Origin of the sequence: Rossellomorea sp. DA94 (assembly GCF_029834455.1) — a bacterium.
Lineage (GTDB): Bacteria > Bacillota > Bacilli > Bacillales > Bacillaceae_B > Rossellomorea > Rossellomorea vietnamensis.
Window position 1 is genome coordinate 4,464,958 of the sequence record NZ_CP122397.1, and the last position, 14,403, is coordinate 4,479,360.

A 14,403-nucleotide genomic window follows, 5' to 3' on the forward strand; every position below is an offset into this window, starting at 1 on the left:
CTTAAAACCTTGTCATGTCAAAGCATTCTTCTGTATAAAAACAAAAAACGCCCCGCTTACAATCTTGTAAGGGGAGCGTGATATACGTGATCTGTCCCTTTTTAGGGAGCCCAAATAAAATACTACCTTCCTAAGAGGTAGAAGTCAAGCATAGAATAAGGGATAGAATTTTCACTCATTTCACGCAAATCAAAAGGCCCCCGGAAGGCCCAAAAGCCTGGCGGGAGCCATACTGATTCGGGAGAGATTATTTCTCTTCCTCTTCTTCCAATTCGTCTTCTTCGTCTTCATCTTCATCGTCGACATCGTCGAATTCATCGATTTCGAGCTCTTCCTCGTCCTCATCAAGATCCAGATCCTCGTCTGCATCATCAACATCGACATCGTCGTCGTCATCCGTCAAATCATCATCGTCGTCTGCCTCATCAAGATCATCATAATCAAGATCTTCATCATCCAGATCATCGAAATCATCCAGATCCAGATCTTCGTCTTTCTTCTTCGCTTTTTTCTTTTTGCTGGATTTCATCGTTGGAACGGTCTCTTCCTCGATTTGATCAACCGGGTACCATTCTCTTAATCCCCAACGGTTATCACCCATGGCAATGTATCGTCCGTCGATATTTAAATCCGTGTAGAATTGAAGTAAACGGCTCTTTACCTCTTTATCAGAGATTTCAAGCAAACCTTTGATTTCGCTTACGATCTCTTCAAATGCCATCGCTTGCTTTTTCTCTACTAAAATTTCATGTGCCAATTCAATGAATGACGTTTGACGCAATTCTTCTTTGGATAATTGCTTAAGACTCACTTTACGCACTTCCTTTCTCTATTTCACACTCTACTAAGTAGAGTAAAAAAGGGCAAAAATTCTCCATTATCAATTTTAACCATATTCAACATTATAAACAATATAAATCACTTTATGCCAGACATATCTCGATTTTCCCGCATTTTTTTCGCATCTGATTTCAGGATGGTCTGCCATTTCCTAACTTCTCTTCTTTTTGACCGTTTTTGATCACCCTGAACGCTTCATAAAATAGATAAAAAGAGAGCAGGAAAAATGGGATGGCACCCAGTTGAAATTGGTATAAAAGGATGGCGGCGTATATGGTGATGATGAATAGTATGCAGCGTAAAATGGTCTTCACATTCTCACATCCAAACGTATGTATCGTACTTCCCCTGTCTACTTATCTGATAATTCTTATTATATAGGATATCTTACCCTATAAGTATTAAGTTCATGTTAAAAATTGGTTGATTTCGTATAAAGGATAGACGGTTTGGCGGGATTTTAAACTTGTTGGGCTTTCTTTTTCATTTTTTATGAGAGAGACGTGGTTGATTTCCGCTTCAGGCACTCGCTTTCCTCGGGGCGTGAGATGAGCCTCCTCGGCTTCGCCTGCGGGGTCTCAACTTTCCCGCTGTTCCCGAAGGAGTCGAGTGCCTTCCGCTTCAATCAACTTAGTATCAAGTCTTTTTATAAGCAACCGTAAACAACCTATCTACTTGAAACGCTACCAAAAAAGCTTCATACCACCATCATTCATACTATGCATACTGATCATCAAATATAAGCCTACTTTAAAAAAGAGACCACTGCACGTGTACAGTAGTCTCATTTTCCTTTTCGTTGTTACATGTTGCGTCGGTATTGGCCGCCTACTTCGTAGAGGGCGCGAGTGATTTGGCCGAGGCTGGCGACTTTTACGGTTTCCATGAGTTGTTCGAAGATGTTTCCTCCGCCCACGGCTGCCTGTTTCAGGCGGGTGAGGGCTTCTTCGGTTTTGTCTTTGTGCTGTGATTGGAAATCCCGCAGATTATGGATTTGTGTTTCTTTTTCTTCTTTTGTGGCACGTGCCAGTTCCATGCTGTCCATGTCTTCTTCAGAAGGCGGGTTCGGATTCAGGTACGTGTTCACTCCCACGATCGGCAGCTCACCTGAATGCTTCTTCATTTCGTAGAACATGGATTCCTCCTGGATCTTGCCGCGCTGATACTGGGTTTCCATCGATCCGAGTACGCCGCCGCGGTCATTTAAGCGGTCGAATTCTGTGAGGACCATTTCTTCCACGAGATCCGTCAGCTCTTCTACGATGAACGATCCTTGAAGCGGATTTTCATTTTTCGATAGTCCGTGTTCTTTGGTGATGATCATCTGGATCGCCATGGCACGGCGCACGGATTCTTCCGTCGGTGTCGTGATCGCTTCATCATAGGCGTTCGTATGCAGGGAATTACAGTTATCCTGCAGGGCCATCAACGCCTGGAGCGTCGTACGGATATCATTGAAGTCGATTTCCTGGGCATGCAGGGATCGACCTGATGTCTGGATGTGGTACTTCAGCTTCTGACTGCGTTGGTTGGCACCGTATTTATCCCTCATCACCGTCGACCAGATGCGTCGTGCGACACGTCCGATCACCGTATACTCGGGGTCAAGGCCGTTCGAGAAGAAGAACGATAAGTTTGGTGCAAAGGCATTGATATCCATTCCACGGCTTAAATAGTATTCCACGTACGTGAAACCGTTCGCCAATGTGAAGGCAAGCTGGGAAATCGGATTCGCTCCCGCTTCTGCAATGTGATAGCCGGAAATCGATACAGAGTAATAGTTCCGTACTTTGTGATCGATGAAATATTGCTGGATATCCCCCATCATGCGGAGGGCGAATTCAGTTGAGAAGATACAGGTATTCTGACCCTGATCTTCTTTTAAAATATCTGCCTGAACCGTTCCACGGACGACTTGAAGGGTCTGTTCCTTCACTTCCACATACTCTTCGACTGTGAGTACGCGGCTAAGCTCTTCTTCCTTCATGCGGATCTGCTGATCGATCGCCGTGTTCATATACATGGCAAGGATGATTGGTGCAGGACCATTGATCGTCATGGACACGGATGTGGAAGGAGCACACAAGTCAAACCCGGCATACAGCTTCTTCATATCTTCCAGCGTACAGATGCTCACACCGCTCTCCCCGACTTTTCCGTAGATGTCAGGACGGTGATCCGGATCTTCCCCATATAGGGTGACGGAATCAAATGCTGTACTCAAACGTTTCGCATCATCATCTTTCGACAGGTAGTGGAAACGGCGGTTCGTCCGCTCAGGCGTTCCTTCACCGGCGAACTGACGCTTCGGATCCTCTCCTTTACGCTTGAACGGGAATACTCCTGCTGTATAAGGGAACGAGCCTGGAACATTCTCTTTGTACACCCAATCCAGAATTTGACCGTAGTCCTTATATTTCGGAAGGGACACTTTCGGGATATCGAGTCCGGATAAGCTCTTTGTCTTTAATTCTGTGACAATCTCCTTATCACGGATCTTTGTGATGAATTGATCCTTGCTGTACGTTTCTTTAAGGTCATCCCATTTTTGTAAAATCTGTTTCGATTCTGATGTTAATTTGTTTTCGACTTCTTCTTTCAATGTTTGAAGGGATGTTACGACCCCATCATTCGTTTCTTTTTCATTGACCGCTTCGATTGCCCCTTCAAGCTGGAACAAACGGCGTGCCAGGTTTACCTGCTCTTCTGCTTTTTTGTGATAATTGCGGACCGTTTCCGCAATCTCACGGAGATAATAACGGCGATTGTTTGGAATGATGACGTTTTGCTTTTCAACGTCCACGTCTTTGGAGAAGCCCGTTTTCCAATCCAGCTCCATTTTCTTATTCACCGTTTCAATGATGGCTGCAAATAAAGCATTTGTGCCGGGATCGTTAAACTGGCTGGCAATCGTTCCGTATACCGGCATGTCATCCAGATCTTTATCAAACAGCATATGACTGCGCTGGTACTGCTTCTGAACCTGGCGTCTCGCATCCTCCGAGCCTTTGCGCTCGAACTTATTGATGACGATCAGATCGGCATAGTCGATCATATCGATTTTTTCCAGCTGGGAAGGTGCACCGAACTCACTCGTCATGACGTACATGGACATATCACAGATCTCGGCGATTTCCGCATCCCCCTGCCCGATCCCGCTCGTTTCCACGACGATCAGGTCATATCCTGCCGCTTTCACGACATTGATTGCGTCCTTGATCGCCAGTGAAAGTTCCGTCTTGGACCCACGTGTGGCAAGGCTTCGCATGTAAACACGGGGATTGAAGATCGCATTCATACGGATCCGGTCCCCAAGTAGGGCTCCACCCGTTTTTTGTTTCGTTGGATCGATGGATAGAATCGCAATCTTCTTTTCAGGGAGTTCGTTGATGAAACGACGGATCAGTTCATCCGTCAAGGAACTCTTCCCTGCTCCACCGGTTCCAGTGATCCCAAGGACAGGCGCTTTTTTCGCCAAGCTCTTGATTTCAGAAAAAACGGTCTGGGCTGTCGCTGCCACTTCTTCATTGGCCCCGACTTGATACTCGGCCAGTGAGATCAGCTTTGACACTGTGTTCACATTTCCCGTTGAAAGTTTTTCAACTTCTTGATTGACGCTTCCTTTGATGGTCGGGAAATCACATTCCTCGATCATCTTATTGATCATCCCTTGAAGACCCTGCGTACGGCCGTCTTCAGGAGAGAAGATGCGGGCAATCCCGTATTCGTGAAGTTCTTTGATTTCACGCGGGATGATCACTCCGCCGCCTCCGCCATAAATGCGGATGTGGGAAGCCCCTCTTTCGTTTAAAAGATCGTACATATATTTAAAATATTCCACGTGTCCACCCTGATAGGATGAAATCGCAATCCCCTGAACATCTTCCTGAATAGCGGCATTGACGACTTCCTCTACAGAACGGTTATGGCCTAAGTGGATGACTTCTGCCCCACTTGCCTGGATAATCCGACGCATTATGTTGATCGACGCGTCATGTCCGTCAAACAGGCTCGATGCCGTGACAAAACGAACATGGTGCTTTGGTTTATAAATCTCAACCGTGCTCATATTACTCCCCCTGTTCTCCCTTGTTTTTCAAATCCGATGATCCCTGCAAAAAGCAATTCGATTTGAAGATCAATGTATTCCTCGAGTGTAAAACGTTTCTGCATGGCCCAGCGACGGAATCCCCACATCTGTCCCTGGACGAATACATTTTGAGCCAGCATATGGCACTGATTTTCATCAAGCTCAAGCTTTCCGCTTTCTACGCAACCTTTGATCAGGTCTTCCACCATCCCGACCATTTCAAGTTCCTTGCGAAGGACATAGGGTAAAGCATCCTTAGACAGGGACTTCGCTTCCTGATACATGACAAGCACTTCATCCTGCATCCGGTCCATCACCTTGAAATAATGGGCGATGCCGAGCCTCAAGCTCTCAATCGTTCCTTTACCGACATCCAGCTCCTCAAGCTCCAATCGAACCTGCTCATAAATGCTGTCACACACTAAATACAGGACATCTTCCTTTGTTCGTATATATTCATACAGCGTTCCGATACTGAATCCGGCGGCCTTTGCGATCTCTCTGGTCGTGGTGCGATGAAACCCCTTTTGTTTAAACAGAGAGACGGCCCCACGAATCATCTGATCACGCCGCTTTTCCACCAAACGCTCATCCTTAACCGAAGCATGAACTTCCCTCTTCTTATTCAAAACAACCGACCGCCTTTATATTCCGATTCTCCCATTGACCCCTAATTCCTATTCTGACTACTTCATCCCCCAACAAAGCAGACATCTATCTCTCTAAACCCAGTCATCCCACATACCGGGTCTGGCACCCTGGAGCAGCAAGCAATGACACAAACCCCTTTTACGTCAAGCAACATGCGACAACCCCTCGGGTGCCTGACACGTGTCAGGAAGAACCAGGTGATCTCCTTGCAAAAAAAACTCCCATTCAGCCTTACTTCGTCACCATCCGCGAAATAACCAATCTCTGAATCTCCTGCGTCCCCTCATAAATCTGAGTGATCTTCGCATCACGCATATAACGCTCCACCGGATAGTCCTTCGTATAGCCATACCCACCGAAGATCTGAACCGCTTCCGTCGTCACCTTCATCGCTGTATCACCGGCCATCAGCTTCGACATCGCCGATTCTTTTCCGTATGGAAGACCTTCAGACTCAAGCCACGCAGCTTGATAGGTTAATAGACGGGAAGCTTCGATGGATGTCGCCATATCCGCAATCTTGAATGAAATCCCCTGGTTTGCAGCAATCGGCTTACCGAACTGCTCACGCTCTTTTGCGTAATCAACGGAGGCATCAAGAGCTCCCTGGGCAATCCCGACTGCTTGAGCGGCAATCCCGTTACGGCCGCCATCAAGTGTCATCATGGCAATCTTGAATCCGTCGCCTTCGTTGCCAAGCATGTTCTCTTTCGGTACCTTGCAATCTTCGAATACGATTTCAGTCGTAGGTGATGAACGAATCCCAAGCTTCTTCTCTTTCTTCCCTACAGAGAAACCTTCGAAGTCGGCCTCTACGATGAACGCACTCGTTCCACGCTGACGCTGGGAAGGATCTGTCAAAGCAAACACGATATACGTATCCGCGATTCCACCGTTTGTGATGAAAATTTTAGAGCCGTTCAGTACGTAGTGATCCCCTTCCAGGCGAGCTGTCGTCTTCATGCCACCTGCGTCAGATCCCGAACCCGGCTCAGTCAAGCCGTAAGCCCCGATCTTTTCACCCTGCGCCATTGGACGAAGGTATTTCTGTTTCTGCTCTTCCGTACCAAATTTATAAACAGGCCAACCGGCTAACGAAGTATGAGCCGACAGGGTAACGCCTGTAGACGCACACACTCTTGATAGTTCTTCAACAGCGATACAATACGCCAGATAGTCACTGCCGATCCCGCCGTACTCCTCCGGCCAAGGAATCCCCGTCAACCCAAGCTCAGCCATCTTCTTGAACAGATCCATATCAAAGCGCTCTTCCTCATCACGCTCAGCGGCAGTAGGAGCCACCTCATTCCGCGCAAAATCACGCACCATCTTACGTATCATTTCATGCTCTTCCGACAATTTAAAATTCATCTCATTTTCCTCCTATCATCTACATACCGGGTCTGGCACCCTCAAGAGACAAGCTATGCTACAAACCCATTTACGCCACAAAACATCAAATTATATATCGGGTGCCTGACACGCTAAGAATATGTGCCCCAAGACACTCTTCCAAGAGTTCAAACTCACCCATCCTATTACACCAACAAATGCTTCCCAATCACCATCCGCTGAATCTCACTCGTACCCTCATAAATCTCCGTCACCTTCGCATCACGGAACAAGCGCTCCACCGGATATTCCTTCGTGTAGCCATATCCGCCATAAACCTGAATCGCTTCCGTCGACACTTCGACGGCTGTTTTCGATGCAAACAACTTCGCCATACTGGCTTCTTTTCCACAGGAAATATTGTTCGAACGGAGATTCGCTGCCCGGTACACAAGAAGCTTGGAGCCTTCAACGGCCGTCGCCATATCGGCAAGCTTAAAGCCGATTCCCTGCTGTGCGGCGATCGGTTTGCCGAATTGCACCCGTTCTTTTGCATAAGCCGTTGAGTAATCGAAAGCCGCTTCCGCAATTCCGAGTGCCTGCGCGGCAATCCCGATCCTGCCGACGTCCAGGTTCGCCATGGCGATTTTAAAGCCTTCCCCTTCTTCACCGAGAAGGTTTTCAGCCGGGACTTTCATATCTTCAAATGTCAGCTGGACGGTCCGGGAACCGTGCAGCCCCATTTTATGTTCATCTTTCCCGATCACAAGACCAGGTGTATCCTTCTCAACGATGAAGGCCGATACCCCGCGGCTCCCCTTCGTTGAATCCGTCGTCGCAAATACGATATACGTATCGGCTTCGCCACCATTGGTGATAAAGACCTTTGAACCGTTCACCACATAGTGGTCACCACGCTTTTCGGCGCGGGATTTTAGACTCTTCGCATCGGATCCTGCACTCGGCTCCGTCAGGCAGAAGGCCCCTAAATACTCACCCGTTGCAAGCTTCGGAAGATACTTTTGTTTTTGTTCTTCGTTTCCAAAGTAAAGGATCGGATTGGTTCCTACAGAAGTATGAACCGATAGGATGACCCCGATGGTGGCGCTTACTTTAGACAGCTCGTGGATTGCAATGATATAAGAAGTGAAATCCATCTCAGATCCGCCGTACTTCTCAGGGATCGTAATCCCCATCAAACCAAGCTCAGCCATCTTTTTTAAAATATCTCTCGGAAACTCTCCCGCTTCCATCTTCTCGATGAACGGCTGGATTTCTGTTTCAGCAAAATCCCGGACCATCTTTCTCATCATCTGCTGCTCTTCTGTGAATCGTAACTCCATGACTGTTTCCTCCCTGATGTTCGTTGTGATCACTCGTACGAATAGAAGCCGCTGCGCGTTTTGCGCCCCAGCCAGCCTGCTTTCACATACTTCCTGAGCAGCGGGCATGGACGGTATTTATCGTCACCGAAACCTTCGTGCAGGGTTTCCATGATGTAGAGGCATGTATCGAGTCCGATGAAGTCAGCCAAAGTCAGAGGTCCCATCGGGTGATTCATACCGAGCTTCATCACTTCATCGATCGCCTCTTTACTCGCCACTCCTTCATAAAGGGTGTAGATCGCTTCATTGATCATTGGCATCAGGATCCGGTTGGAAACGAATCCCGGGAAATCCTCTACCTCTACCGGCACTTTATTAAGAGACTTCGTCATATCTTCAATCACTTGGTATACTTCATCCGTCGTCGCAAGTCCACGGATGATTTCCACCAATTTCATCACTGGTACCGGATTCATGAAGTGCATACCGATCACTTGCTGGGGACGCTTCGTCGCTGCCGCAATTTCCGTGATCGGAAGAGAAGATGTGTTCGAAGCCAGGATGGTATGCTCTGGTGTGATCTTATCCAGCTGAGCAAAGATCTTCGTTTTGATATCCATATTTTCCACTGCCGCTTCGATAACAAGATCTACCTTCTTGGCGTCCCCGATATCCGTTGAAGCCGTCAAACGATTCACCGTCGCTGTTTTATCTTCTTCAGACATTCTTCCTTTTTCAACGGAACGCGTCAGATTCTTCGCGATGACTCCCATTCCCTTTTGGACAAACTCTTCTTTCAAATCGTTCAGGTATACGTTGAATCCTGCCTGTGCACAGACCTGGGCGATCCCCGATCCCATCTGCCCCGCGCCGATGACCATTACGTTTTTTATGTTCATTATGTTCTCCCCTTTGTTATATGAGACTAGTTATCTAGTTGATTTGGTTGGTTTGGTTGATTCAGCAGCTTAACCCATGGGTGTACCAGGTACAGTTCACTCTCTTTGTACCTGGTACAACTACTCACCCTACTGCTTCGCCACCTCAATCATAATCGCATCCCCTTGACCGCCCCCGCTGCAGATCGAGGCTATCCCGATTCCGCCTCCGCGGCGTTTCAATTCGTAAGCAAGTGTCAGGATGATGCGTGCCCCGCTTGCTCCAATCGGATGGCCGAGGGCAACGGCTCCACCGTTCACATTGACTTTCTCATGATCAAGACCGGCGATTTTCCCGCTCGTTAATGCCACGGCGGCAAACGCTTCGTTAATTTCAAACAGATCGATCTCTTCAAGGGATTTCCCTGTTTTCTTGAGAAGCTCGTTGATGACAAGCCCAGGTGTTTGCGGGAAATCTTTTGCCTCAACGGCGATCGCTGTATGGCCAAGGATCGTCGCTAATGGTTGTTTGCCTTCCTTCTCGGCTCTTTCCTCGCTCATGAGGACCATGGCCGCCGCTCCGTCGTTGACCCCTGGAGCGTTCCCGGCTGTGATCGTTCCTTCTGATCCGAACACCGGTCCTAATTTAGCCAGCGCCTCGATGGATGTTTCTTTACGTGGCGCTTCATCCTTTGCAACGACGATCGGATCTCCTTTGCGTTGAGGAACTTCAACAGCAACGATTTCTTCACCGAGCACGCCTTCTTCCGTTGCTTTCACTGCCCGTTGATGGCTTCTGAGTGCCCATTCGTCCTGCTCTTCTCTTGATAGTTCAAATTCCTTCGCTGTTTCATTTCCGTACGTTCCCATGTGGACGTTGTTGAAGCTGCACGTCAATCCGTCGTGAACCATCAGGTCTTTCACCTGTGAATCGCCCATCTTGAATCCCCAGCGCGCTTTCGGCAGGATGTAAGGGGCGTTCGACATGGATTCCATCCCACCGGCCACGATCACTTCACCGTCGCCTGCACGGATGATCTGGTCTCCAAGCGTGACGCTGCGCATTCCGGATGCACAGACCTTATTGATCGTTTCCGTTTTGACATTCCACGGCAATCCCGCATGGCGTGAGGCTTGACGTGAAGGGATTTGCCCCTGTCCCCCTTGTAAAACAGATCCGAGGATGACTTCTTCGACTTCTTCCCCGTTTACACCGGCCCGTTTCAAGGCTTCCTTCACCGCGAAACCACCAAGCTCTGAAGCAGTAAAGCTGCTGAGGCTTCCCCCGAATTTACCAAAAGGCGTTCTTGCTCCGTCTAGAATAACCGTTTTCCCCATCTTCATCGCTCTCCTTTATATGGATTTATCCGTATGTTTGTATCCGCTTTCAATTTACCTTAAAAAAATTTGATCGACTTTCGACTGAACGCTCGCTCAACTAATCCCCATAAGAGAAGGGACAAATTTTGTCCCCAATATACCTTTATTGTACTTCATTTCGAGTGCAAACGCATTGATTTTTTAGAAAGTTTTTATTTTTCCATCAAATTTATTATTGTAGAAAAACAATAGGAGCGAAACGCAATAGAGACTATTTTGTTTCACTCCTGTTTGTTTCATGAACTCGTGTTTCATTCATTATCTAATGGATAATATTCTTTTTAAGATGCAGCCGGTTCGTCCTTCAGATCCCCACATACGGCTTTTTCAAGGATTTCGGCTACGTCGAGAGTAGATACCGTTTCTTCCACTTCCTTCGCTTTCGTACCATCCGACAGCATCGTCAGGCAGTATGGACAGCCAGAGCTGATGACCGATGGACTAACAGCCAGTGCCTGCTCGGTACGGGAGACGTTGACGCGGTGACCTGCGTCTTCCTCCATCCACATGAGTCCTCCACCCGCTCCACAGCACATTCCCTTTTCACGGTTACGTTCGATCTCGACCAATTTCACACCGGAAATGGATTTCAGGATTTCACGAGGTGGATCATACACTTCGTTGTACCGACCAAGATAACAAGAGTCATGGAAAGTAATCGTTTCGTTCACTTCATATTGCGGCTTCAAGCGGCCTTCTTGTACGAGCTGATGCAGAAGTTCTGTATGGTGGTAGACCTCTGCTTCCAGACCGAAGTCCGGATACTCATTTTTGAAAATGTTGTAAGCATGCGGATCGATCGTGACAATTTTCTTGATTTCATGCTTTTCAAATTCGGCGATATTTTGACCGGCAAGCTCCTGGAATAAGAATTCATTTCCAAGGCGGCGCGGTGTGTCACCGGAGTTCTTTTCTTTATTCCCAAGGATTGCGAACTTCACGCCCGCTTCATTCATCAGCTTGGCGAAGGATAAGGCAATCTTTTGGCTACGGTTATCAAATGAACCCATGGATCCGACCCAGAATAGGAATTCGAAGTCTTCTCCTGCTTTTTTCATTTCTTTTACCGTAGGGATCGTGACGTCTTCTCTTGCTTCACGCCAGTTTTCACGCTCTTTACGGTTCAGACCCCAAGGATTTCCCTGGCGCTCGATGTTTTGCATGGCGCGCTGTGCGTCAGCATCCATCTTTCCTTCCGTCAGAACGAGGTAACGGCGAAGGTCGATGATTTTATCTACGTGTTCGTTCATGACCGGACATTGGTCTTCACAGTTACGGCACGTTGTACATGCCCAAATCTCTTCTTCTGTGATGACATCCCCGATCAGGCTAGGGCTGTACGTAGCTCCTGCAGCCGCTTCTTCAGCCGCTTGAGTGGCACTTGCCATAGCTAATTGGTTCCCTTTTGTGCCGTTGAATGCGAATGTAGGCACCCAAGGCTTCTTCTGTGTCACGACAGCACCGTGATTCGTCAGGTTATCACGTAATTTTACGATCAGGTCCATCGGGGAAAGCATTTTCCCTGTCCCGGTTGCCGGACACATATTCGTACAACGACCACATTCCACACATGCGTAGAAATCGATCATTTGGTGCTGAGTGAATTCTTCTATTTTTCCTACCCCGAAGCTTTCAGCTGATTCATCTTCAAAGTCGATGGGCTTAAGCTTTCCAGGGTTGTCTAAACGATTGAAATAAACATTGGCAGGTCCTGCGATTAAATGCGCGTGCTTGGATTGCGGCACATACACAAGGAATGCCAGTAAGAATAGTAAGTGAATCCACCAGGCTACATAGAAAATCGCGATGGAAGCCGTTTCCCCTATGCCTCCAAGTGCCCCTGCAATCAGAGACGCTATAGGCTCAGTCCAGGCAAGTTCTTCCCCATGCCAGATGATACCCATTCCATTCCCGACCAGGACGGAAAGCATTAAACCACCAATGAATAGTAAAACCAGTCCTGATTTAAATCCTCTCTTGAGGCGGACCAGTTTTTCCACATAGCGGCGGTGGAATGCCCAGACAACCGCGACAAGGATCGTCAGTGTGACAATTTCCTGGAAGAACGTGAAGCCAGGATATAAAGGTCCAAGCGGCAGGTGACTCCCCGGTGCCAGTCCTTTCCATATGAAGTCGATGGCCCCGAATTGTACGAGGATGAAGCCGTAGAAGAACATGACGTGGATGGCTCCACTTTTCTTATCCTTCAAGAGCTTCTTCTGTCCGAAGACATTGACCAGGATTTTCTGGAATCGTTCTTTGAATCGTTTGTCGAACTCCACTTTTTTCCCGAGCTTAATATATTCAATTCTCGTCTTTACTACATACACAAACAGACTCAGTGCATAAACGGTCACAAGGATAAATGCGACCCAATTGAGAATGAGTAACCCATTCATAGACAAACACTCCCCCTTCTTTGGTCCGATGAACTTCCCCTTTGTTCAAACTTTTACAAACCAAATTAATATTCTGAATAGTCCTTATATCCATTATATTATGAATGAGCATTCAGTCAATGGTTTTTCCGAATAAAAATGAAAACCTTTTCATTATTGCCGATTCCCTTTCAATAAGAAACGTGACTTTCTGTACCCCCTACAGGTTTCAAAAGGACTCCTTAATGGGAAAAGAAGAAAGAATGCAATCTACATAAAATTCAGGACATACTAAAGACAATGCAAATGAGAGAGTGATTCTATGTGGTGGTTAATCCTATTGGTGATCCTTGCCGCAATCATCGGATGGCTGATGCTTGATTTCAGATTGGGAAGAAGTCATTTCATCCGGACGCGGACAAGAAGAGATTATGAGACTCGAATGAGTGATATTCAATTGTTTTCAAGGGGACCCGAGCTTTTCGATCAAATGTTTAAAGAGATGAGAGAAGCAAGGGCCTCCATTCATGTATTATTTTATATCGTCCAGGATGACCACTTTGCCCTCCGGTTCCTGGAATTGCTGAAGGGTAAGGCACAGGAAGGGATTGAAGTCCGTCTTCTGATGGATCAGATCGGCAGCCATAACGTCCCTAAGTCGAAAGTGAAGGAGCTTCGGGATGCAGGTGTGGAAGTCGATTTCTGCCGGAGGGTCAAGTTTCCCTATCTGTTTTTCTCTTCCCAGCAGCGTAATCACCGGAAGATCACCGTCATCGATGGGGTGATCGGTTATTTGGGTGGTTACAATATCGGGAAGGAATATATCGATGAAAATGATAAGCCTGAGCTTTCTCCCTGGAGGGATTATCATCTCCGGTTGGAAGGGGAAGGTGTCCACGATCTTCAGACTGAATTCTGCATTGACTGGTACCGTGCCACACAGAAGGATTTGAAGAACGAAGCAACGTATTTCCCTCCAGCTGAAAAAGGAAGCATCCAGCATCAAATTTTTCCGACCGAGGGGGTTAATATTGAAGACTTCTTTGGGAAATTCATTGACGAAGCGCAAAGCGAAATCATTATCGGCACACCTTACTTCATTGCTACTCCGATCTTGATGGACGCGCTTCTGGGAGCACTGGACAGAGGGGTCATCGTCAAGATCATCATCCCGAACAATGCCGATCATATGCTTGTGAAGGAAGCGGCCTTCCCTTATTTCAGACCGCTGCTCGCTAGTGGTGCCAAAGTGTATCAATTCATGGACGGCTTTTATCATGCGAAGGTGATGGTCGTGGATGACCATTTCTGTGATATCGGCACGGCCAATTTTGATAAGCGGAGCTTCTTTATCAATTTTGAGATCAATAACCTGATCTACGATAAAGGATTTATCCAGACGTTGAAAAAGGAAATGGAAAAAGACATGGCGGCATCCGACATGTTAAGCGAAAGCGACCTCTCTTCCGTTTCCATGCTCACCCGGTTAAAGGAGCGCATCGCTTCAGCCATTTCAATCTTACTTTAGG

General features: G+C 47.3%; 10 protein-coding genes. 1 reads left to right on the top strand and 9 read right to left on the bottom strand.

The genetic code is table 11. From position 1 onward, the window contains the following. Positions 1–247: 247 nt before the first annotated feature. The 9 genes from rpoE to P8596_RS23045 form a co-directional block, all read right to left on the bottom strand. Positions 248–811, bottom strand: coding sequence for a DNA-directed RNA polymerase subunit delta (gene rpoE / locus P8596_RS23005; protein WP_279725344.1), 564 nt, complete (start codon positions 809–811; stop codon positions 248–250). Between the two features lie 160 nt (positions 812–971). After that, positions 972–1,154 (bottom strand): hypothetical protein, encoded by a 183-nt coding sequence (locus P8596_RS23010; RefSeq protein WP_061810870.1) that lies wholly within the window; start codon positions 1,152–1,154, stop codon positions 972–974. Between the two features lie 488 nt (positions 1,155–1,642). Continuing rightward, positions 1,643–4,909 carry a fused isobutyryl-CoA mutase/GTPase IcmF gene (icmF, locus tag P8596_RS23015; RefSeq protein ID WP_279725345.1) on the bottom strand — a complete coding sequence of 1,089 codons (3,267 nt, stop codon included), beginning with the start codon at positions 4,907–4,909 and terminating at the stop codon, positions 1,643–1,645. Then, positions 4,906–5,559, bottom strand: a complete 654-nt coding sequence (locus P8596_RS23020; protein ID WP_034765087.1) for a TetR/AcrR family transcriptional regulator — start codon at positions 5,557–5,559, stop codon at positions 4,906–4,908. Before P8596_RS23020 ends, icmF begins: the two co-directional genes overlap by 4 nt. A 253-nt stretch (positions 5,560–5,812) precedes the next feature. Then, positions 5,813–6,952 (bottom strand): acyl-CoA dehydrogenase, encoded by a 1,140-nt coding sequence (locus P8596_RS23025; RefSeq protein WP_034765086.1) that lies wholly within the window; start codon positions 6,950–6,952, stop codon positions 5,813–5,815. Positions 6,953–7,119: 167 nt separating this feature from the next. After that, positions 7,120–8,256 (bottom strand): acyl-CoA dehydrogenase, encoded by a 1,137-nt coding sequence (locus tag P8596_RS23030; protein ID WP_034765084.1) that lies wholly within the window; start codon positions 8,254–8,256, stop codon positions 7,120–7,122. 29 nt (positions 8,257–8,285) lie between these two features. Then, entirely contained in the window at positions 8,286–9,137 is an 852-nt protein-coding gene (locus tag P8596_RS23035; protein ID WP_279725347.1) for a 3-hydroxybutyryl-CoA dehydrogenase, read from the bottom strand. A gap of 129 nt (positions 9,138–9,266) precedes the next feature. Then, positions 9,267–10,454: an acetyl-CoA C-acetyltransferase gene (locus P8596_RS23040; RefSeq protein WP_279725348.1), complete on the bottom strand. Its 1,188-nt coding sequence runs from the start codon at positions 10,452–10,454 to the stop codon at positions 9,267–9,269. A 323-nt stretch (positions 10,455–10,777) separates the two neighbouring features. Next, a complete protein-coding gene (locus tag P8596_RS23045; protein WP_061810865.1) occupies positions 10,778–12,895 on the bottom strand; it encodes a 4Fe-4S dicluster domain-containing protein in 2,118 nt (705 codons plus the stop codon). A gap of 301 nt (positions 12,896–13,196) precedes the next feature. Here P8596_RS23045 and cls point away from each other — a divergent pair, with 301 nt between their 5' ends. Continuing rightward, positions 13,197–14,402 carry a cardiolipin synthase gene (cls, locus tag P8596_RS23050; RefSeq protein WP_279725350.1) on the top strand — a complete coding sequence of 402 codons (1,206 nt, stop codon included), beginning with the start codon at positions 13,197–13,199 and terminating at the stop codon, positions 14,400–14,402. Position 14,403 lies beyond the last annotated feature (1 nt).

What these genes read in the sequence shown, in the direction of transcription:
- P8596_RS23030 (WP_034765084.1), bottom strand. Translation starts at nt 8,256, where the DNA reads ATGGAGTTACGATTCACAGAAGAGCAGCAGATGATGAGAAAGATGGTC.
- P8596_RS23025 (WP_034765086.1), bottom strand. Translation starts at nt 6,952, where the DNA reads ATGAATTTTAAATTGTCGGAAGAGCATGAAATGATACGTAAGATGGTG.
- icmF (WP_279725345.1), bottom strand. Translation starts at nt 4,909, where the DNA reads ATGAGCACGGTTGAGATTTATAAACCAAAGCACCATGTTCGTTTTGTC.
- P8596_RS23035 (WP_279725347.1), bottom strand. Translation starts at nt 9,137, where the DNA reads ATGAACATAAAAAACGTAATGGTCATCGGCGCGGGGCAGATGGGATCG.
- P8596_RS23045 (WP_061810865.1), bottom strand. Translation starts at nt 12,895, where the DNA reads ATGAATGGGTTACTCATTCTCAATTGGGTCGCATTTATCCTTGTGACC.
- cls (WP_279725350.1), top strand. Translation starts at nt 13,197, where the DNA reads ATGTGGTGGTTAATCCTATTGGTGATCCTTGCCGCAATCATCGGATGG.
- P8596_RS23040 (WP_279725348.1), bottom strand. Translation starts at nt 10,454, where the DNA reads ATGGGGAAAACGGTTATTCTAGACGGAGCAAGAACGCCTTTTGGTAAA.